18 protein-coding genes and 2 tRNA genes are annotated in these 19347 nt (G+C 70.4%); 16 read left to right on the top strand and 4 right to left on the bottom strand.

What is annotated here, in order from left to right; translation table 11 throughout:
* Positions 1–161 precede the first annotated feature (161 nt).
* The 3 genes from ACLBWX_RS18590 to ACLBWX_RS18580 form a co-directional block, all read right to left on the bottom strand.
* Positions 162–3962, bottom strand: a complete 3801-nt coding sequence (locus ACLBWX_RS18590; RefSeq protein ID WP_447678477.1) for an EAL domain-containing protein — start codon at positions 3960–3962, stop codon at positions 162–164.
* Between the two features lie 247 nt (positions 3963–4209).
* Positions 4210–5709 carry a sensor histidine kinase gene (locus ACLBWX_RS18585; protein WP_447678476.1) on the bottom strand — a complete coding sequence of 500 codons (1500 nt, stop codon included), beginning with the start codon at positions 5707–5709 and terminating at the stop codon, positions 4210–4212.
* Positions 5706–6374, bottom strand: a complete 669-nt coding sequence (locus ACLBWX_RS18580; protein WP_447678475.1) for a response regulator transcription factor — start codon at positions 6372–6374, stop codon at positions 5706–5708. The genes ACLBWX_RS18585 and ACLBWX_RS18580 overlap by 4 nt, the downstream gene beginning before the upstream one ends.
* A gap of 164 nt (positions 6375–6538) precedes the next feature.
* Here ACLBWX_RS18580 and ACLBWX_RS18575 point away from each other — a divergent pair, with 164 nt between their 5' ends.
* The 13 genes from ACLBWX_RS18575 (at position 6539) to ACLBWX_RS18515 (ending at position 16053) form a co-directional block, all read left to right on the top strand.
* Positions 6539–7192, top strand: a complete 654-nt coding sequence (locus tag ACLBWX_RS18575; protein WP_447678474.1) for a DNA-binding protein — start codon at positions 6539–6541, stop codon at positions 7190–7192.
* Positions 7193–7237: 45 nt separating this feature from the next.
* On the top strand, positions 7238–7561 hold the full coding sequence (locus tag ACLBWX_RS18570) for a hypothetical protein (protein ID WP_447678473.1): 324 nt from the start codon (positions 7238–7240) through the stop codon (positions 7559–7561).
* 78 nt (positions 7562–7639) lie between these two features.
* Positions 7640–8104: a hypothetical protein gene (locus tag ACLBWX_RS18565; protein WP_447678472.1), complete on the top strand. Its 465-nt coding sequence runs from the start codon at positions 7640–7642 to the stop codon at positions 8102–8104.
* A gap of 135 nt (positions 8105–8239) precedes the next feature.
* Positions 8240–8653 carry an EF-hand domain-containing protein gene (locus ACLBWX_RS18560; protein ID WP_447678471.1) on the top strand — a complete coding sequence of 138 codons (414 nt, stop codon included), beginning with the start codon at positions 8240–8242 and terminating at the stop codon, positions 8651–8653.
* A 214-nt stretch (positions 8654–8867) separates the two neighbouring features.
* Positions 8868–9785, top strand: coding sequence for a branched-chain amino acid ABC transporter permease (locus ACLBWX_RS18555; RefSeq protein ID WP_055959172.1), 918 nt, complete (start codon positions 8868–8870; stop codon positions 9783–9785).
* Between the two features lie 2 nt (positions 9786–9787).
* Positions 9788–11158 carry a high-affinity branched-chain amino acid ABC transporter permease LivM gene (gene livM, locus ACLBWX_RS18550; protein WP_447678470.1) on the top strand — a complete coding sequence of 457 codons (1371 nt, stop codon included), beginning with the start codon at positions 9788–9790 and terminating at the stop codon, positions 11156–11158.
* Positions 11159–11214: 56 nt separating this feature from the next.
* On the top strand, positions 11215–12075 hold the full coding sequence (locus ACLBWX_RS18545) for an ABC transporter ATP-binding protein (RefSeq protein WP_447678479.1): 861 nt from the start codon (positions 11215–11217) through the stop codon (positions 12073–12075).
* Positions 12072–12869, top strand: coding sequence for an ABC transporter ATP-binding protein (locus ACLBWX_RS18540; protein WP_447678469.1), 798 nt, complete (start codon positions 12072–12074; stop codon positions 12867–12869). Before ACLBWX_RS18545 ends, ACLBWX_RS18540 begins: the two co-directional genes overlap by 4 nt.
* Positions 12870–12871: 2 nt before the next feature.
* Positions 12872–13237: a DUF6867 family protein gene (locus ACLBWX_RS18535; protein ID WP_447678468.1), complete on the top strand. Its 366-nt coding sequence runs from the start codon at positions 12872–12874 to the stop codon at positions 13235–13237.
* 103 nt (positions 13238–13340) lie between these two features.
* Positions 13341–14462, top strand: coding sequence for a branched-chain amino acid ABC transporter substrate-binding protein (locus tag ACLBWX_RS18530; protein ID WP_447678467.1), 1122 nt, complete (start codon positions 13341–13343; stop codon positions 14460–14462).
* 189 nt (positions 14463–14651) lie between these two features.
* Positions 14652–14852, top strand: coding sequence for a hypothetical protein (locus ACLBWX_RS18525; RefSeq protein ID WP_447678466.1), 201 nt, complete (start codon positions 14652–14654; stop codon positions 14850–14852).
* 198 nt (positions 14853–15050) lie between these two features.
* Complete coding sequence (locus ACLBWX_RS18520; protein WP_447678465.1) at positions 15051–15239, top strand: hypothetical protein; 189 nt, start codon at positions 15051–15053, stop codon at positions 15237–15239.
* 172 nt (positions 15240–15411) lie between these two features.
* Positions 15412–16053, top strand: a complete 642-nt coding sequence (locus tag ACLBWX_RS18515) for a DedA family protein (protein ID WP_447678464.1) — start codon at positions 15412–15414, stop codon at positions 16051–16053.
* Between the two features lie 248 nt (positions 16054–16301).
* Here the strand turns inward: ACLBWX_RS18515 and ACLBWX_RS18510 are convergent.
* A tRNA-Asn gene (locus tag ACLBWX_RS18510) sits at positions 16302–16377 on the bottom strand.
* 274 nt (positions 16378–16651) lie between these two features.
* Between ACLBWX_RS18510 and ACLBWX_RS18505 the strand changes: the two genes are divergently transcribed.
* From ACLBWX_RS18505 to ACLBWX_RS18495, 3 genes are all read left to right on the top strand, one after another.
* Positions 16652–16725, top strand: a tRNA-Cys gene (locus ACLBWX_RS18505).
* A 248-nt stretch (positions 16726–16973) separates the two neighbouring features.
* Positions 16974–17624, top strand: coding sequence for a protein-L-isoaspartate O-methyltransferase family protein (locus ACLBWX_RS18500; RefSeq protein WP_447678463.1), 651 nt, complete (start codon positions 16974–16976; stop codon positions 17622–17624).
* 279 nt (positions 17625–17903) lie between these two features.
* Complete coding sequence (locus ACLBWX_RS18495; RefSeq protein WP_447678462.1) at positions 17904–19271, top strand: TolC family outer membrane protein; 1368 nt, start codon at positions 17904–17906, stop codon at positions 19269–19271.
* Positions 19272–19347 lie beyond the last annotated feature (76 nt).

Genomic DNA, 19347 nt, shown 5'->3' with positions numbered 1-19347 from the left:
CAGGCCAAAACCCCGCGCAAGTCTCAGGAGATGCAAAAGCAAGCCGCCAACCCCGTTGGCCGCCCGCCGATGAACCGGGGTATAAGCGGGGCCGGTTTTTCTGTCAACACCCGTTCCGACAGAAACATGACGCGTCTTTCAGGCGGCATCGCGCAGGTTTTTCAGGCGGCATCGCGGAGGTGCTCCAGGAATCGCCGGGCCTCCTCCCCGGGCATCGGCCGGCCGAGCAGGAACCCCTGCGCCTCCGTGCAGCCTTCCTGGCGGACCTGCGCCATCTGCGCCTCGGTCTCGATGCCCTCGGCGGTGATGCGCGCGCCGAGCTGCGTGCCGAGGCCGACCACGGCGCGCACGATGGCGGCGGTGCCGGGATCGGCGATCTCGCGCACGAAGGAACGGTCGATCTTGATCCGGTCGAAGGGAAAGCGCCGCAGATAGCTCAGCGAGGAGTAGCCCGTGCCGAAATCGTCGAGGGCGATCCGGACGCCGAGGGCGCGCAGGCGATGCAGGCAGGCGATGACCGCCTCGGCATCCTGCATCAGCACGCTCTCGGTGATCTCGAGCTCCAGGCGTCGCGCCGGGAGGCCGGACGCCATCAGGGCGGCGACCACGCTCTGCTCGAGTCCGGACTGCCCGAACTGCACCGCCGAGACATTGACGGCGATGCGCCGGTCGCCCGGCCAGGATGCGGCCTCCGTGCAGGCTTCCCGCAGCGCCCAGCTGCCGAGCTGACGGATCAGCCCGGTCTCCTCGGCCAGAGGAATGAAGGCGCCCGGGGCGATCATGCCCCGCACCGGATGCGGCCAGCGCAGCAGGGCCTCGAAGCCCTGCACGGTACCGCTGTCGAGGTGCAGGACCGGCTGGTAGTAGAGACTGAAGCCGCCGGTGCGCACCGCCTCGCGCATCTCCAGTTCGAGGAGGTTGCGCTCGGTGGTCGCGGCATCCATCGCCGCCTCGTAGAACCGGTACGTGTTCCGTCCCGCCGCCTTGGCCCGGTAGAGGGCGATATCGGCGTTGCGGAACAGCGTGTCGGCATCGGCGCCGTCCTGGGCACCGATGCCGATTCCCACGCTGACGCCGATCCCGACCCGGTGCCCGTCGAGATCGACCGGCTGCTCCATCGCCTCGATGATGCGGCGCGCCGCGAGCCCGGCCTCCTGCGGGTCGTCGAGGTCGGCCAGGATGATGGCGAATTCGTCGCCGCCGAGGCGCGCGACGGTGTCGCCGTCCCGGACCACGCCGCGCAGGCGGTCGGCCACCACGCACAGCAGCGCGTCGCCGGCCGGATGGCCGAGGGTGTCGTTGACCGCCTTGAAGCGGTCGAGGTCGCAGGCCAGCACCGCGAAGCGGCTTGCCCGCCGGTCCGCCCGCGCGAGGGCGTTGCCGAGGCCCTCCTTGAACAGGAGCCGGTTCGGCAATCCGGTCAGGCCGTCATGCAGCGCCATGTAGGCGATCCGCCCCTCCGCCAGCTTGCGCTCGGTGATGTCCATCGTCAGGCCCACGACCTTGACCGCCTCGTTCAGGTCCGGGTCGGTCACGATGCGGGCGAAGCTCTGGAGCCAGCGCGGCGCCTCGCCCTCCGGAACCGCCAGGCGGAACTCGCCTTTGTAGGACGTGCCCTCGGCGAGGGCGCGGTAGACGTGGCCGTACAGGGTGGCGAGGTCGCCCGGATGGATGTGGCTGTCCCAGGCGCCGACGCTGACCTCCACCGGCGTGCCGGGGGCGTGGCCCTCCGGCACCGGGATGCCGTACATCCGCGCGCTGTCGGCGGAGTGGCGGACGGTGCCGCTTTTCAGGTCCCAGGACCAGAGCCCGGCCCCGGCGGATTCCTGCGCGAGCCGCAGGAGGTTCGAGGTCTCCTCCAGGGCCTGTCGTGCCGCGACGATGTCGTCGATGTCGAGGGCCGTCCCGAGCAGGCCGACCATCACGCCGTCCTCACGGATCGGCAGCATGACGAGCTTGTGCCAGCGGTAGACGCCGTCGTGCCGGAGCAGGCGTCCCTCGACCTCGTAGGCCTCGTCCCGCCGCCGGGCCTCGGCGAAGACCTGCTCCATCCGTGCGGCATCGTCGGGATGGTTGCGGGCGAGGCGCGCGGCGCGGCCGGAGCCGATCGGCCCGTAATAGCTCTCGAAACGCTGGTTGACGTAGGTCGCCTCCCCGTCGTGCAGGGAGACGACCCAGACGATCTGCGGCAGGGAATCGGCGAGCGCGCGGTAGCGGGCCTCGCCCAGACGCAGGGCCTGCTCGGCGGCGACGCGCTCGCCGACGTCGCGCGCGGCGGTGATGGTCTCGAAGGGCAGCCCGGCCTCGTCGCGCACGAGGCGCGTCTGCGCCTCCACCCAGATCCAGCGGCCGTCGCGGTGGCGCAGGCGATGGATGATGCGCGCCGTCTCGGTCTGCCCGGTCCGGAACGCCTCGAGGAACGCGCGGGTGGCGGCCACGTCGTCCGGATGCAGCGAGGCGTCCAGGGAAAGGTCCAGCATCTCCTCGGGACTGTAGCCGAGAAGGTCGCGCGAGGCCGGGGAGACGTAGGTGCGCACGTTCGCGACGCTGCGCCGGACGATCATGTCGGAGACGGAATCCGCCAGGATGCGGTAGCGGCGCTCGCCCGCCCGGGTGCGGGCCTCGGCCGCCCGGTGCTCGGTGACGTCGGTGAAGGTGTGAAGGACGCCGCCGTCGGGCAGGGTCACGCCCCGCACCTCGAGGGTGGTGCCGTCCGGGCGCGGCCAGTCGATCCGCAGCGGCGTCCAGGCGCCGGCGGCGTCGCGCAGGCGCGGCTGGCCCGCGGCCGAGGGCTGCATCGCCGAGAAGTCGCCGCGCTCCGACAGGCGGGCGAGGATGTCGGACAGGCGCGCGCCCTCGCGCAGGACGGACTCGGGCAAGGCGAGGAGGTGGCGGGCCCGGGGGTTGAGCAGGCGCACGCAGCCCTGCGCGTCCATCATGATCAGCCCCTGGTCCATCGTCTCCAGGGTGGCGCGCAGGCGCAGGTCCTTCTCGCGCAGCCGTGCCTCGGAGACCGCGAGGTCGGTGACGTCGAGGACGAGGCCGTAGAGCGCCGTCAGGCGGCCGCCGGCATCCCGTTCGGCCGCCCCCTGGACGATCACGTGGCACAGGCTGCCGTCCGGGCGGACGATGCGGGCGCGCCCCTGATAGGCGGCGTTGCCGGGGCAGGTGCTCTCCAGAGCTGCGGAAATGCGCGCCGCGACCGCCGCCCGGTCGTCCGGATGATAGAAGGCGAGATGGTCGTCGAGGGAGAGTTCGCCGCCGGGCGGCATCGGCCGTCCGAAGACGCCGCAGATGCCCTGCGACCATGACACGGTCCGGGTCCGGGCATGGATGCGCCAGTAACCGATATGGGCGACGGCCTCGGCCATCCGCTGGGCATCGACCACGAGCTTGAGGTCGGCGGCCTTCGCGGCCAGGAGGGCTTCGGTGCGCTGGCGCTCGGCCCGCTCGATCTGGCTCGCGCGCTGCGCCGCGGAGAGCCGGAGATGGGCCTCGACGACGGTGCCGAGGTCGCGCAGCTGCGACACCCGGGCCGCGTCGAAATCGTCGCGCGGGACCGTGTCGATGAGGCAGAGGGTGCCGAGGGGCAGGCCGTCCGACAGGGCGAGCGGCACGCCCGCGTAGAAGCGGGCCCGAAGCTCCCCGGTGACGAGGGGACTCGACGCGAATTCGGCATCGGCGAGAATGTCGGGCAGCACCAGCACCGAGCCGGGCGCGCCCAGGATGGTGCGCTCGCAGAAGGCGCCGGCCCGGGGGAGGGTGCCGCCGACGGCGACGCCGCAGCGGGCCTTGGGCGTGTAGGTGTCGCGGCCGGCAAGGTTCACGAGTGCGATCGGCACGCCGAACAGGGCGCAGGCCGTCCGGCAGACGGCATCGAGATGCGCCTCCGGCGTGCACTCCAGGAGCCTCAGGTCATTGAGGATGGCCAGACGCTGCGCCTCGACACTGGAGCTCGGCACGACAACCCTTTCTCGCCGACGCACAGCCCGCGGACTCTCCGCGTTCCGCGTCTCATGACCTGGATGCCGGCGTGACCCGATGTCGATGACAGGTTCGGGCCGGCACAGGATGGTTCTCGGCCAGTCCTGCGGTCGCCCGCGACGGAACCGCCCGACGCGAGATCATGGGCTGCCAGCCTTTAACTTTCCTTTATGCACAGCAGATCCTTGCGGTGCGGGGGAGGTCCGGCGCAGCACCGGCCGCACCTCAGGCCGGGAGCAGCAGCCGGACATCGAGGCCGCCGAGGTCCGAGCGGGCGAGGTGAAGCCCGCCCCCGTAGAGCTCGGCGAGTTCCACGGTGATCGACAGGCCGAACCCGTGGCCGGGCACGCTTTCGTCGAGGCGCCCGCCGGGCCGCACCGCGCGGGCGGCCGCCTCCGCGTCGAGCCCGGGACCGTCATCGGCCACGGTCACCGTGACGCCGGCCTCCGTGGCGGCGGCGGTGACCCGGACGCGGCCTCGGCTCCACTGGCAGGCATTGTCGATGAGGTTGCCGAGCATCTCGTCGACATCCTGCGGATCGCAGGCCACGGCGAGCCCGGCCGGCAGGTCGAGGTCGATGGCCAGATGCTTCTCGGCATAGAGGCGTCCGAAGGTGGTCCGAAGGTCGGCCAGCGGTCCGGCGAGTTCGGTCCGGGTTCGGGTACCGCCGCCGAGGGCCGCGGCCCGCGCGCGCCGCAGATGGTGGCGCACCTGCCGGTCCATGGCGCCCACGAGGTCGGCGAGGCCGCCATCCGGGTCGCGGGTCCGGTCCGACAGGGCGAGGGTCAGGGTGGCGAGGGGCGTCTTCAGGCCGTGGGCGAGGTTCGCCACGTGGGTGCGGGCGCGCTCGAGGTTGGCGGCGTTCTGGTCGAGGAGGGCGTTCACCTCGCTCACCAGGGGGCGGATCTCGGCGGGTTGCTTGCCGGGAATCCGGTGACGCCTGCCGGCCCGTACCTCGGCGACGTCCCGGCGCAGGCGCTCCAGGGGCCGGAGGCCGAGGCGGATCTGCGCGACGGTGCCGGCCAGGAGGCAGAGGCCGAGAATACCCAGGATGGCGGCGAGGGCGAGGCCGGCCTCGCGCAGGGGGCCGTTCAGGGCCTGGGCCGGGGCCGAGGCCACGAGGAGCGTCGGCGGACCGCTTCCCTCCGGGGCCAGGACCTGGATGCGCAGGATCAGGGACTCGCCCCAGGGGCCGATGCCGTCGCCGGGCTCCGGCCGGTCGGGGTCGCGCCGGTCGGAATCCCGCTCGCGGGGCGGGCGGTCCGGCCACGGGCCGCCTCGGCCGGGCTCGGCCGGAGCGGACGCCCCCGGCAGGCGCAGGTCGCGCCCCTCCAGGGATTCGGACCGCAGGGTGTTCTGCCCCTGGCGGACCTGCCAGTACCAGCCGGAGCGGGGGCGATCGAAGGGCGGCCCGTCGAGGGCGCGATCGAGGCGCAGGCGGTCGCCGGGGCCACGCTCCAGGCTGGCCGCCAGGGCGACGAGCTGGCTGTCGAGGCGGCTGTCGAGCTGGGCACGGACGAAGCGGTGCAGGACGAGCCCGATGGCGAGGCCGGCGATCAGCAGGGCCGCGGTGACGAGACCGAGGGCGGCCAGGAGCAGGCGCCGCTGCAGGGAGCCGAGATGCAGGAAGCCGACGGGTTTCGCCGGAGCCGGCTTCTCCGGCGGGTCGGGCCTGTCCGCCGGGCGGGGGCCGGCGGCGGAGCGCGGCTTGTCCGGCGGGGTCATGCGGGATCGCCCGGAAGCAGCCGGTAGCCGTGGCCGCGCACGCCCTCGATCCGGGCCGGGGCGATCTTGCGGCGCAGGCGGGTGATGATGACCTCGACGGAGTTCGAGTCGACGTCGGCGTCGCCATCGTAGACCCGCTCGATCAGCTGTCCGCGCGGCATCACCCCGTCCTTGTGCAGGATCAGGCAGGAGAGCACGCGCCATTCGAGGCCGGTGAGCTTCAGGGGCAGGCCGTCGCGCTCGAAGGTGCCGAGACCGGATTCATAGCTGAGGGGGCCGCAGGTGACGCGGGAGGCGCCGTGCGCCGTCGCCCGGCGCACCAGGGCGCGCAGGCGGATCACCAGTTCCTCGACCCGGAACGGCTTCACGAGAAAATCGTCGGCGCCCGCCTTGAAGCCCGCGACCTTGTCGCTCCAGCCGTCCCGCGCCGTGAGGATCAGGACGGGCATCGTCCGTCCCGCCGCCCGCCAGGCCTGGAGGACCGAGAGTCCGTCGCGCTTGGGCAGGCCGAGGTCGAGCACCACCGCGTCGTAGGTCTCCGTCTCGCCGAGATGCTGCGCGTCCTCGCCGTTCACCGCGTGGTCGAGGGCGAAGTTCTCAGCCCGCAGGGCCTTGGTGATCGCGGCGGCGAGGGGCGCATCATCCTCCACCAGCAGGAGTTTCATGGGATCGAATCCGTGGGCGGAAGGGCGCAGGCGGGACGGCGAGCGGCCTACGCCGCGTCGTTTAACGGGGGCTGAACCATGCGGTTCAGTCCGGGTTCGCGGCCCCGTCCTAGAACGGCGTCGACCCGAGAGGGCAACCGCCGAACCCGAGAAGGACAGCCGCCATGATCGAAACCGTCCCGACCAGCGAGACCGCCCACCCCGCGGCCGCCCCGACCCCGAAGCGCTCCCGCCGGACCCTCGTGGTCGCCGCGGTCGCGGCGCCCCTCGCCTTCGGCGCGATCGGCCTGTCGCTCGCCCGGAACGGCTCCGCCGTGATGACGCCGGTGGAGCCCACCGCGATCTCCGCCCTGAAGGCCTCGGGCGCCATCGCCGCCAAGGGCGACGTCGCCGAGATCTACGGCAACAAGTTCGTGATCCAGGATGGCACCGGCAAGGCGCTGGTCGAGACCGGCCGCCGGGGGGAGGGAGGCACCCTCGTGAAGCCCGGCGAGGCCGTCACCGTGCAGGGCCGGTTCGAGAACGGTTTCCTCCACGCCATGCTGATCACCCGCGCCGACGGAAGCCGGATCCTGGTCGGCCCCGCCGGCGGGCCGCCCCCCGGCACCCTCGACTGGGCCAGGGACCGGGTCGGCCTCGGCGCGAAGCCCGACCTTCCTACCCTGACCGCCCAGGTCGCCGCCGCCGGCTATTCCGACATCCGTGTCACCGGGCGCGGCCCCCGTCACCTCGAGGTCGCCGCCCGCGGCGGCGATGGCCGCGAGCGCCAGCTCCATGTCGGCTTCGACGGGCAGATCCGCGAGACGCGCGTCTTCTGAACCCCGGAACGACCCCCTTCCACCGCAACCCACGGGACACCCATCATGACCAGGACCACCGCCCTCCTCAGCGCCGCCGCGATCCTCATCGCCAGCGCGGCCATCGCCCAGCCGGCCCCGCCTCCGGGCGGCCCGCGCCCGGGACCGGAGGCCGGCGCCCCGCCCCCCGTCGGCTTGCGCCGCGGTCCCGATGCGCCGCCCCCACCGCCTCCGCCGAAGGCCGCGCATTTCCGCCTGGAGCAGGGCGAGACGGCCATCGACGTGAAGTGCGCCGACGACGAGCCGATGAAGGCCTGCGCCGACCTCACCCTGCAGATGCTCGACCGCCTCGCCGCGCTGCCGAGCCAACCGAAGCCCGACGCGCGCTGAACGCGCGCCCCGCGATCGACGGCGCGGCGGCTCGCGGAGCCGCCGCATCCCATGCACATTAGAGAGAAAGAGACTTCCATGTCCGAGATGCACAGCACCCACGGAACGATCTGGGCCCTGTTCGGCCACCGCCTCGCCATCGAGGGTCCTGACGGCCGGATCCTGGTCGATCTCGGACCGGAGGGCGCCAGGGCGTTGGCCAGGCGATCGGTGACCCTCAAGGTCGGCAACGCGGTCGCGGTGACCGGCGAGCGCAGGCCCACGGAGATCAAGGCCGCCGCGATCACGGGGCCGGACGGCCTCCGCCACGCCATCGCCCACCCCGGTCCGAAGGGCAAGGACGAAGCCTCGGCCGATCCTGCGACCGCCCTCGCGGCACTCCGCCAAGCAGGGTACCAGGCGGAGGGGGTGCCGGCGCGCAAGCCGAAGCATTTCGAGGTGCGGGCCAGCAAGGATGGCGGACACTACGCCGTGCACGTCACCTTCGCGGGCGTCATCCGCAAGGCCGAGGCCCTGCCGGACAGCAGCGTCGAAGCCGGCTGACGCTCCATCATGGCGCGATGTCGCAGCGTGACCAGGGGCACGCGACGCGAGACTGCCTTGCGCGGTCCATCTTCCGCTCAGGTCCGGAGACATGCTAGGCGCTCATTTGCAATTGCCTTTCGTGGAGACTTCTGCATGTCCAATCTGTCCCGTCTCGCCGTCGTCCTGGGTGCCGCCGCCCTCGCGCTTCCCCTGGCGATCCCGGCCTCGGCCAAGGGGCCGGGCGCGTCGAAGGTGATCTCGATGGTCGACACAGATAACGACGGCACCATCGACCTCAAGGAGGCCCAGGCCGTGGCCGGCGCCCTGTTCGACAAGCTGGAATCCGACAAGGACGGCACCGTCGACGCCAAGGAGCTCAAGGGCCGCGTCAGCAAGAAGGCCCTCAAGGCCGCCGATCCGGATTCGGACGGCACCCTCGACAAGAACGAGTACCTCGCCCTGGTCGAGGCGCGCTTCAAGGCCGCCGATCCGGACAACGACGGCACGCTCGACGCCAAGGAGTTGAAGACCCCCGCCGGCAAGGCGCTGGTCTCCCTCCTCAAGTAAATCCTGCCGGTGCCTGGGCACCGGATTCCGACCCGCTTTCACGACGGCCCGGCGCCCCCAGCGCCGGGCCGCTCGCGTTTCAGGGCCTGGAAAAGCTCACGCGCGGAATCGCGGCGAGGATTGACCGGAGGCGGCAGTTCAGAACATTCCAGGCTGGCATGCCATTCGCAAACGGCGTTTGCCGATGGTCGGGCGCCGAAACGAAGGCCGGTTCATGGAATTTTTCGCCCAGCAGTTCATCAACGGCCTGACGCTCGGGTCGATCTACGGTCTGATCGCCCTGGGCTACACCATGGTCTTCGGCATCATCGGGATGGTGAACTTCGCCCACGGCGACGTCTTCATGCTCTCCTCCTTCATCGCCCTGATCTTCTTCCTCATCCTCACGTCGTGGCTCGGGCTCACCTCGGTCGCCCTGGTGTTCCTCATCGTGCTCGTCCTCGCCATGATCCTCACGGCCCTGTGGGGCTGGGCGATCGAACGGGTGGCCTACCGGCCCTTGCGCGGCTCGTTCCGCCTGGCGCCGCTGATCTCGGCCATCGGCGTGTCGATCTTCCTGTCGAACTTCGTCCAGGTGGTGCAGGGCGCCCGCAACAAGCCGGTGCCGCCCCTCGTCCGCGACGTCATCGTGCTCTACCAGAACGAGCAATACACCGTGACCCTGTCCTACAAGCAGGCGATCATCATGACGACGACGGCGCTGCTGCTCGCCGGGTTCTGGTACCTGGTGCAGCGCACCTCCTTCGGGCGGGCCCAGCGCGCCTGCGAGCAGGACCGGCGCATGGCCGCACTCCTCGGCATCAACGTGGACCGGACGATCTCGCTGACCTTCGTGCTCGGCGCGGCGCTGGCCGCCGTGGCCGGTACGCTCTACCTCCTCTATTACGGCGTGGTCTCGTTCTCGGACGGGTTCGTGCCCGGCGTGAAGGCCTTCACGGCGGCGGTCCTCGGCGGGATCGGCTCGCTGCCCGGCGCGGTGCTCGGCGGACTGATCATCGGACTGATCGAGACCTTCTGGTCGGCCTATTTCTCGATCGAGTACAAGGACGTGGCCGCATTCCTCATCCTGATCGTGGTGCTGATCTTCAAACCATCCGGCATCCTCGGACGCCCCGAAGTCGAGAAGGTCTGACCATGGCGACAGGATCGACCATCGGCGCGGTGGCCCCCACCGTCGGCCGCGGCTCCGGCGCGGCGTTCGCCGAAATGCTCAAGGATTCGGCACTCTTCGCACTGGTGACGCTCGGCCTGAGCATCCCGGTGGTGGCCTACCGAACCGATCTCGGGCAGGGCACCGGCCTCGAGCTCACCGGACGCTGGGGCGTCGTCGCGGGCCTGTGCCTCGCGGTGTTCGTGCTGCGCCTGGGCCAGCGGCTGATCCTCGGGGAGGTCTCGCGCCGGCGCGAGGCGCACCGGATCGCCACGGCGGGGGCGCCCCCGGTGGTGGCCCGTGCCGGCCGGGTCCTCGGGCCGCTGACCCTGGCCGTGGCGCTCACCCTGCCGCTGCTCGCAGCGCTGGGCTCGGGCGGCCTGTCCGAAGGGCGCTACTGGATCGATCTCGGCATCCTCATCCTCACCTACGTCATGCTCGGCTGGGGCCTGAACATCGTCGTCGGCCTCGCCGGGCTCCTCGACCTCGGCTACGTCGCCTTCTACGCGGTGGGCGCCTATTCCTACGCGCTGCTCTCCACCGTGTTCGGGCTGTCGTTCTGGATCTGCCTGCCGCTGGCGGGCCTGTTCGCCGCCGCCTTCGGCGTGCTCCTGGGCTTCCCGGTGCTGCGCCTGCGCGGCGACTACCTCGCCATCGTGACGCTGGCCTTCGGCGAGATCATCCGCCTCGTGCTGATCAACTGGGTCGATTTCTCCGGCGGCGCCGCCGGCCTCTCCTCGATCCCGCGGGCGAGCTTCTTCGGCATCCCGTTCACGGCCGGGGAGGGCGGGTTCGCCCAGACCTTCGGGCTGACCTTCAACCCGATCCACCGCATCATCTTCCTCTACTACCTGATCCTCGCGCTGGCGCTGATCACCAACCTGGTGACGCTGCGCATGCGCCGCCTGCCGCTGGGGCGCGCCTGGGAGGCGCTGCGCGAGGACGAGATCGCCTGCCGGTCGCTGGGCATCGACACCACCATGACCAAGCTCACCGCCTTCGCGCTCGGCGCGATGTTCGCGGGCTTCGCCGGCTCGTTCTTCGCCGTGCGCCAGGGCTTCGTCAGCCCCGAGAGCTTCAACTTCCTCGAGAGCGCGATCATCCTCGCCATCGTGGTGCTCGGCGGCATGGGCAGCCAGGTCGGCGTCGCCATCGCGGCGATCGTCATGGTCGGCGCCCCGGAACTGCTGCGCAACCTCTCCTTCCTCAAGGCCGTGTTCGGCGAGGGATTCGATCCGAACGAGTACCGCCTGCTCCTGTTCGGTCTCGCCATGGTCTGCATGATGGTCTGGCGCCCGCGCGGGTTGATCTCCGAGCGCACGCCCTCGGTCCGCCTCGGGGGACGCGGCGCATGACGCTCGCCACCGGAACCACCCGCCTCGCCACGGTGCAGGACGAGCCCCCGGCGGCGATGCCCGGCGGCCCCGCCGACCCGATCCTCGTGGTCGATCACCTGACCATGCGCTTCGGCGGCCTCACCGCCGTGGGCGACCTCTCCTTCAAGGTCGGGCGCGGCGACATCACCGCGCTGATCGGCCCGAACGGCGCCGGCAAGACCACGGTCTTCAACTGCATCACGGGCTTCTACAAGCCCACCGAGGGCATGATCCGGCTGCGCCAGGACGGCGGCGAGACCTACCTCCTCGAGCGCCTGCCCGGCCACGACGTCAACCGCCTCGCACGGGTCGCGCGCACCTTCCAGAACATCCGCCTGTTCCCGCAGATGACCGTGCTGGAGAACCTGCTGGTGGCCATGCACAAGCCGCTGATGCAGGCCTCGGGCTTCTCGATCGCCGGCATCCTGGGCCTGCCGGCCTACCGCAGGGCGCAGGAGGCGGCGATCGCCAAGGCCGCCGCCTGGATCGAGCGCATCGGCCTCACCCACCGGGCCGACGAGCCGGCGGGCGACCTGCCCTATGGCGACCAGCGCCGCCTCGAGATCGCCCGCGCCATGTGCACGGACCCGGTGCTGCTCTGCCTCGACGAGCCGGCGGCCGGCCTGAATCCCCGGGAATCGGCCGACCTCAACACCCTGCTGCGGATGATCCGCGACGAGTACGGCACCTCGGTGCTGCTCATCGAGCACGACATGTCGGTGGTGATGCAGATCTCCGACCGGATCGTGGTCCTCGATTACGGCATCAAGATCGCCGACGGGACGCCGGACGAGATCCGTAACGACACCCGGGTGATCGCCGCCTATCTCGGCGTCGACGACGAGGAGGTCGCGGCGGTCGAAGCGGAAGTCGGGCTCGCGGGAACCACAGCATGAGCGTCGCCGGAATCAACGTGCTGGTCGAGGAGACCCGTGCCCGGATGGCGCAGGCCGACATCCAGACCGGGAAGGCGCCGCTCCTCAGCGTGCGCGGCGTCTCGGCCTATTACGGCAGCATCCGCGCCCTGAAGGGCGTCGACATCGACGTGCACGAGGGCGAGATCGTCGCCCTCATCGGCGCCAACGGGGCCGGCAAGTCGACCCTGATGATGACGATCTTCGGCCAGCCCCAGGCGCGCGAAGGCACCATCACCTTCGCGGGCCAGGACATCACCAGGCTGCCGACCCACGAGATCGCGCGGCTCAACCTGGCGCAGTCGCCGGAAGGACGGCGGATCTTCTCCCGCATGACGGTCCGCGAGAACCTGCAGATGGGCGCGGCCGTCAACGGGGGGAAGCATTTCGCCGAGGACCTCGAGCGGATGTGCACCCTGTTCCCGCGCCTGCGCGAGCGAATCGACCAGCGCGGCGGCACCATGTCGGGCGGCGAGCAGCAGATGCTGGCCATCGCCCGCGCTCTGATGAGCCGGCCGCGCCTGCTCATGCTGGACGAGCCCTCGCTGGGCCTGGCCCCGCTGGTGGTCAAGCAGATCTTCTCCGCCGTGCGCGACCTCAACGCCCGCGAGGGACTGACCGTGTTCATCGTGGAGCAGAACGCCTATCATGCGCTCAAGCTCGCGCATCGCGGCTACGTCATGGTCACGGGGGCGGTCACGATGAGCGGCACCGGCCAGGCGCTGCTCGACGATCCGCAGGTGAAGGCCGCCTACCTCGAAGGGGGATCGCACTGAGCATGGTCGACGCTCTCAGCCTCGATGGGCGCACCCTCGGGATCTTCCTCCTCATCACCGTGGCGATGGGCGGGGGCGCGGCCTGGATGACCGGCAGCGGGCTCGCCCGCGGCTGGCGCCCGTTCTGGCACTGCGCCCTGGCGCTCCTGCTCATCGCGGCGGTGACGCGCTTCCTGCACTACGCGTTGTTCGAGGACCCGCTCCTGTCGCTGCCGGCCTATTGCGTCGATGCGGCAGTCGTCCTCGCCATCGGGGCCGTCGCATACCGCTACACCCGCACCGGACAGATGACCCGGCAATATGCCTGGCTCTACGAGCGCACCGGACCGCTGAGCTGGCGGGACCGGACGAGCGCGCCGACGCCGTGAGGCGCGGCGCTTGGACCACCCCCGCAGGGGGCCACTTCGCGTGTCATGCGCCGACATCGCCGGACGATCCGACCGGCGCGGCGCTTCGAGAGGGGAAACGGGCATGAAGTCATTGTTGTCGGCCGGCGTCGCGCTCGGTCTGATGCTGGCGGCGACGGCCGCCCAGGCCGAGATCAAGATCGGCGTGGTGGTCCCGGTCACCGGCCCGAACGCCGCCTTCGGCGCGCAGATCAAGACCGGCGCCCAGCAGGCCATCGCCGACATCAACAAGGCGGGCGGCGTCAACGGCGAGAAGCTCGTCATGACGGTCGGCGACGATGCCTCCGACCCCAAGCAGGGCGTGTCGGTGGCCAACAAGTTCGCCTCGGAAGGCGTGAAGGCCGTGGTCGGCGCCTTCAACTCCGGCGTCTCGATCCCGGTCTCCGACGTGCTGCAGGAAGCCGGCATCGTCGAGATCAGCCCGGCCTCCACGGCGATCAAGTATACCGAGCGCGGCAACTGGAACACCTTCCGCACCTGCGGTCGCGACGACCAGCAGGGCGCCGTGGCGGGCGCCTACCTCGCCGACAAGTTCAAGGGCAAGAAGATCGCCTTCGTCCACGACAAGACCCCCTACGGCAAAGGGCTCGCCGACGAGACTCTCAAGGCCCTGAAGGCCAAGGGCGGCAGCAACGTGCTCTACGAGGGCATCAATCCCGGTGAGAAGGACTTCTCGGCCCTGGTCTCGAAGCTGAAGCAGGCCAATGTCGACGTGGTCTATTTCGGCGGCCTCTACACCGAGGCCGGCCTGCTGATCCGCCAGATGCGCGACCAGAGCCTCCAGGCGCCGCTGATGGGCGGCGACGGCATCGCCGATCGCGAGTTCGCCCAGGTGGCGGGCCCGGGCTCGGACGGAACCCTGATGACCTTCTCGCCGGACGCCCGCAAGAATCCGAAGTCGAAGGCGACCGTCGACGCCTTCAAGGCGATGAACTTCGATCCCGAGGGTTACACCCTCTACTCCTACGCCGCCACGCAGATCCTCGCCGACGCCATGAAGGCGACGAAATCCACCGACGGCCAGAAAGTCGCCGCCTACATGCGCGAGGGCAAGCCCTTCAATACCGTGATCGGCGAGATCGCCTACGACAAGAAGGGCGACATCACCCGGCCGGACTACGTGATGTACATGTGGAAGAAGGGCACCGACGGCTCGATCAACTACGCCGGCAACGAACAGCCGTAAGCGGCGCCGGCTTCGTCGCCGACCGGGGCCGGGGGAGCGATCCTCCGGCCTTTTTCGTGCGCGACCGTGAAGGCTCCGGCGCCGGGCGCGACGAACCTGCACACCCCGTCAGTCGGGAACAGCGCCCGATCGGTTCGGTTGGTCGAAGCGTTGGCGCCTGCGAAAAGGCCCACACCGACGGGAGCAGACATGTCCGACAAGCACCTGAAGACCGACGTCCCGAGCGACGCCGACCTCAAGGGCAATCCGGGGATCGGCCAGTCGAAGGGCATGACCGGGCACGACCCGAACGACGTCGCGGCGGATTCCACCGTCGAGGGCGATGTCGACAACGAGACGACGCCGGAGGGCGGGGTCGACCCGAATCATCGCCCGCGCAAGAACGCCTGAGGCCCGCAGCGGCGCGGGCCGTCGAAGCCGCCGCCCCATGCCGCCCAAGGCGACGAAGCGGTGACCACCCGGCCACGAGTCGCCCGGTCACCGCATGTCAGCCCTGCCCCCTCGTCTGAGCCCCTGGGTTAACGGATCGCGTCGCTTCGGGTACGCCAAGCTGTGCCGTGGTGTCGGCATCGCACCCGAGGAGCCTGGATGACCAAAGACGTGCAGCACGATCGCTCTGCCTCGCCGCTCGCATCCGTCTCTGACGAGATCTACTCCTCCCCTCAGACCCGAGGTCCGGACGAACCGGGCGAACTCGTTCCGGCGCCCGAGTCGGATCCACAGACCAGCGCGACCTTCGACAGCGACAGCTTCGAGGGCTTCGGTTCCTTCGGCTGACCCGCGAGCGCAAAGCGCCTTCGCATCCGGCCGAAGGCGGGACGCGAAGGCGCAGCGTGCGACTCAACGACGGAGGTCCCTCGATTCCGGGCATGGCTCGGCCACGGACGAGCCCCGCTCCCGCCATGTTCCCCCGTTCTGTGTCGCGGGATTATCGAAGCGGGAACAGCCGATGTCCTTTCTCTCGAACCTGCCCATCGCCGACCTGATCGCCAGCTACGGCTATCTGGCGATCTTCGTCGTCATCGCGCTGGAGAGCGCCGGCGTGCCGCTGCCCGGCGAGACAATCCTGATCTCCTCGGCGGTCTATGCCGGCAGCACCGGCCAGTTGAACATCGGCCTGATCATCCTGGCCGCCGCGGCGGCCGCGATCCTCGGCGACAATCTCGGCTACTGGGTCGGCCGCCGCTGGGGCATGCCGCTCCTGCTGCGCTACGGCCACCTCATCGCCCTCGACCACGGTCGGCTCAAGCTCGGGCAGTACCTCTTCCGCGAGCACGGCGGGAAGATCGTGTTCTTCGGCCGCTTCACCGCGATGCTGCGCGCCTACGCGGCCGTGCTCGCCGGCGTGAACAAGCTCGATGCGCGCCGCTTCCTGATCTTTAACGGCCTCGGCGGCATCGCCTGGGCGACGATCATGGGCTTCGGCTCGTATTTCTGCGGCCGCTCGATCGAGCACATCGCCGGTCCGATCGGCCTCGCGCTCCTGGCGCTGGTGATCTTCGGCGGCCTCGCCCTGTGGCTGTTCGTGCGCAAGCACGAGACCCGGCTCCTCGCCGAGGCCGAGACGGCGATCCCCGGCCCGCTGGCCTGACGGGTCGCCGCCGGCACGCGCGCAAAAACCCGCCGCTCCGCAAGGAGCCGGCGGGTTCTTCATGCCGAGGGCCGCTCATCCGGGCGAGGGCGATCGAACGCGTTCGGGAGAGATCGAGGATCGCGGGCAAAGTCGGCGCAGGCGGCTCTGAGGCGTGGCCTGACCGCAAGATCACCGTGCAGATACCCGTCGCTTCAACAGAGAAGCGCCCCGGTGATCCAGACTACAGCGATGTCTTGGAGAAAGAATGGCTCCCCGAGCAGGACTCGAACCTGCGACAAAGCGATTAACAGTCGCTTGCTCTACCAACTGAGCTATCGGGGACCGCGATCGGGGGTCTACACAGCGCTCGGCCGGGACGCAAGGGTGTCCGGACCGGTGATTTGACGATTCCGTCACATTTTTTGGCCCGCCCCGGCGCGGGCGCGCCGGCTCCCTGAGACCTGCGGAGGGCGCCGCACCGGGGTCGGCATCCTTTTTTCCAAGATCGCCCAAAGGCCGTTGCCCTTTCGCATGGGGCTCTGCTAGAGACCCCTCTCCCCGCGCCGGCCGCCCGGACGGGGGTCGCCGGATGAGCCCCTCGGGGCGGCGCGACAGAGGCCTCGTGGCGGAGTGGTTACGCAGAGGACTGCAAATCCTTGTACGGGGGTTCGATTCCCTCCGAGGCCTCCAACTTCATCCCATGCCGGTCCGATCCGGCCTTCCGTTCCCCGATCCTTCCGTCCCGATAGACATGCGGCGAACCCGGCCGCACGGAACCGGATGATGCCGGCCCGCGCGTGTCAGCGCCGCGCCTCCGGGAACCTTGCGTTTTCGCGATCGATCCACGACAACCCGCAAGCTTCGGCGTGGCCCCCCGGCCGCCCGAAAGGACAGAGTGGCGCACGGCGCCGGCCCAGGGTCGAGGGAAGACGGCATCCATGCTCGATTACGCGCAGGCGCGACGCCTCATGGTCGATTGTCAGCTGCGGACCTTCGACGTGAACGACGTCGCGGTCCTCGACGCCTTCGGCGAGGTCGCCCGCGAGCGGTTCGTGCCGCAGGGCCGCGAGGACTTCGCCTATATCGACCAGACCCTCCGTCTCGACCGGGCCGGACGCGCCATGCCGGCACCGATGCTGCTCGCGCGCCTGGTCCAGGCCCTGGCGATCCAGCCGGGCGAGGCGGCCCTCGACGTCGGCACCGGCTACGGCTACGCCGCCGCGATCCTGGCACGGCTGGGCGCCGAGGTCACCGCCCTCGAATGCGACGCCGACCTCGCGGCGGGCGCGCGCGAGCGCCTCGCCGGCCTCGCGCACATCACCGTCGTCGAGGGAGCGCTGAAGGCCGGCCACCCGCAGGCCGCCCCCTTCGACGCGATTCTGGTGAACGGGCGCGTGGAGACGCGCCCGCAGACGTTCCTGGACCAGTTGAAGGACGGCGGCCGCCTGGTCTGCGTGATGGGACGGGACCGGGCCGCCAAGGCGACCCTGTTCGTGCGGGCCGGCGACGCCTTCGGATCGCGCCCGCTCTTCGATGCCGCCCTCCCGGCCCTGGGCGCCTTCGCGGCCGAGGCCGATTTCGCGTTCTGAGACCGTCCGGGCGCCCGATCCGCATCGTCCGCCGAAGCGAGCCCGGCCGCATCCTGCTTCCTGATTAAGCCTTCGGTGGTGTCGCTTTTTTGCGGCACCCCCTCTCGATTCGCGCCGAGGACCGGAACCAACCGGTGCTCTGGCGGCCAAGGTCGAGTAGTCTCCGCAGCGAGGCGGGCAATCCGGGACCGCGCCCAGGCGCGGCGGCCACTCCGTGTGGTCGTCCGGTTCATCGAAAAACCGCAAGGGTTGATGAGCGTGAGAGATTCGAAACCTGCGATGCGCACGAGGCTTCGGCCGGCCGGCCTCGCCGCACTGGCCCTCGCGCTCGCGAGTCCGGCCGGTGCCGAGACGCTGGAGAGCGCACTCTCGCGGGCCTATGCCGCCAATCCCGCCCTGAATTCCGGCCGCGCCGGGGTTCGGGCCACCGACGAGAGCGTCGCCCAGGCGAAATCCGGCTATCGCCCCACGGTCAGCATCGACGCGGACATCGGTCTCACCCAGAGCCAGGGCCGGACGCTGGGCAACCAGCTCAACCAGGTCACCAGACCCGGAGGCGCGGGCCTGACCGTCAACCAGTCGCTGTTCAACGGCTTTCGCACCGACAACCAGACCCGTCAGGCGGAATCCGACGTGCTCCGCGTTCGGGAGGCACTCCGCGCCACCGAAATGAACACGCTGTTCAACGCCGCCCAGGCCTACATGTCGGTCCTGAGCGACACGGCGAACCTGGAATTGCGCCGGAACAACGTCGAGGTCCTGGAGGAACAGCTTCGCCAGACTCGCGACCGATTCAACGTCGGCGAGGTGACCCGCACCGACGTGGCCCAGGCCGAGGCCCGCCTCGCCGGCGCCCGTTCCGACGTCAGCGGTGCCGAGGCGACCCTGCGGGCCAGCATCGGCACCTATCGCCGCTTCATCGGCGTGGAGCCGCGCCAGCTCGCCCCCGGGCGTCCGCTGGACCGCTACGTTCCGCCGAGCCTCGACGCCGCGATCAATATCGGCCTCAAGGAACATCCGCAGATCCTCTCGGCCCTGCATCTCGTCGACGTGTCCGAGGCGCAGGTGAAGGTCCTGGAGGGCGCCCTGTACCCGACCGCCGGCCTGCAGGGCTCCGTCCAGCAGCGCTACGACACCCAGTTCCCGGGCGACAACGCGGTCAGCGCCTCGATCGTCGGCCGCCTGTCGATCCCGCTCTACGAGGGCGGCCAGACCTACTCGCAGATCCGTCAGGCCAAGGAGACGGTCGGGCAGCGCCGACTTGATGCCGAGGATACCCGCGACCAGATCCGGGCCGCCATCGTCTCCGCCTGGGGCCAGCTCGAGGCGTCCAAGGCGCAGGTCATCGCCTCCCAGGCACAGGTGCAGGCCAACGAGGTGGCGCTGAACGGCGTCCGAGAGGAAGCCCGCGTCGGCCAGCGCACCACCCTCGACGTGCTCAACGCCCAGCAGGAACTGCTGAACGCCCGCACCAACCTGATCATCGCCCAGCGCAACCGGGTGATCTTCTCCTACGGGGTCGTCCAGGCGGTGGGGCGCCTGACGGTGCGCTTCACGGCGCTGCCGGTGGCGGTCTACAGCCCCAAGGAGCACTTCGATCAGGTCAAGGATCTCTGGTACGGCGTCCGCACGCCCGACGGCCGCTGAGGTCCGGCTCCGGAGCGATCGCCCGGGCCGCGATTTTCCGGAGATCCCGGCTTCGCCCGAGCGTGCCGCCGCGGCG

It is taken from the genome of Methylobacterium sp. M6A4_1b (assembly GCF_053345175.1).
The sequence above is the reverse complement of the archived record's forward strand: the minus strand, read 5'-3'. Positions and strand labels throughout refer to the sequence as shown.

Coding starts and splice junctions, on each gene's coding strand:
- ACLBWX_RS18585 (WP_447678476.1), bottom strand. CDS start 5,709: ATGACCCCGCCGGACAAGCCGCGCTCCGCCGCCGGCCCCCGCCCGGCG.
- ACLBWX_RS18580 (WP_447678475.1), bottom strand. CDS start 6,374: ATGAAACTCCTGCTGGTGGAGGATGATGCGCCCCTCGCCGCCGCGATC.
- ACLBWX_RS18575 (WP_447678474.1), top strand. CDS start 6,539: ATGATCGAAACCGTCCCGACCAGCGAGACCGCCCACCCCGCGGCCGCC.
- ACLBWX_RS18570 (WP_447678473.1), top strand. CDS start 7,238: ATGACCAGGACCACCGCCCTCCTCAGCGCCGCCGCGATCCTCATCGCC.
- ACLBWX_RS18565 (WP_447678472.1), top strand. CDS start 7,640: ATGTCCGAGATGCACAGCACCCACGGAACGATCTGGGCCCTGTTCGGC.
- ACLBWX_RS18560 (WP_447678471.1), top strand. CDS start 8,240: ATGTCCAATCTGTCCCGTCTCGCCGTCGTCCTGGGTGCCGCCGCCCTC.
- ACLBWX_RS18555 (WP_055959172.1), top strand. CDS start 8,868: ATGGAATTTTTCGCCCAGCAGTTCATCAACGGCCTGACGCTCGGGTCG.
- livM (WP_447678470.1), top strand. CDS start 9,788: ATGGCGACAGGATCGACCATCGGCGCGGTGGCCCCCACCGTCGGCCGC.
- ACLBWX_RS18545 (WP_447678479.1), top strand. CDS start 11,215: ATGCCCGGCGGCCCCGCCGACCCGATCCTCGTGGTCGATCACCTGACC.
- ACLBWX_RS18540 (WP_447678469.1), top strand. CDS start 12,072: ATGAGCGTCGCCGGAATCAACGTGCTGGTCGAGGAGACCCGTGCCCGG.
- ACLBWX_RS18535 (WP_447678468.1), top strand. CDS start 12,872: ATGGTCGACGCTCTCAGCCTCGATGGGCGCACCCTCGGGATCTTCCTC.
- ACLBWX_RS18530 (WP_447678467.1), top strand. CDS start 13,341: ATGAAGTCATTGTTGTCGGCCGGCGTCGCGCTCGGTCTGATGCTGGCG.
- ACLBWX_RS18525 (WP_447678466.1), top strand. CDS start 14,652: ATGTCCGACAAGCACCTGAAGACCGACGTCCCGAGCGACGCCGACCTC.
- ACLBWX_RS18520 (WP_447678465.1), top strand. CDS start 15,051: ATGACCAAAGACGTGCAGCACGATCGCTCTGCCTCGCCGCTCGCATCC.
- ACLBWX_RS18515 (WP_447678464.1), top strand. CDS start 15,412: ATGTCCTTTCTCTCGAACCTGCCCATCGCCGACCTGATCGCCAGCTAC.
- ACLBWX_RS18500 (WP_447678463.1), top strand. CDS start 16,974: ATGCTCGATTACGCGCAGGCGCGACGCCTCATGGTCGATTGTCAGCTG.
- ACLBWX_RS18495 (WP_447678462.1), top strand. CDS start 17,904: ATGCGCACGAGGCTTCGGCCGGCCGGCCTCGCCGCACTGGCCCTCGCG.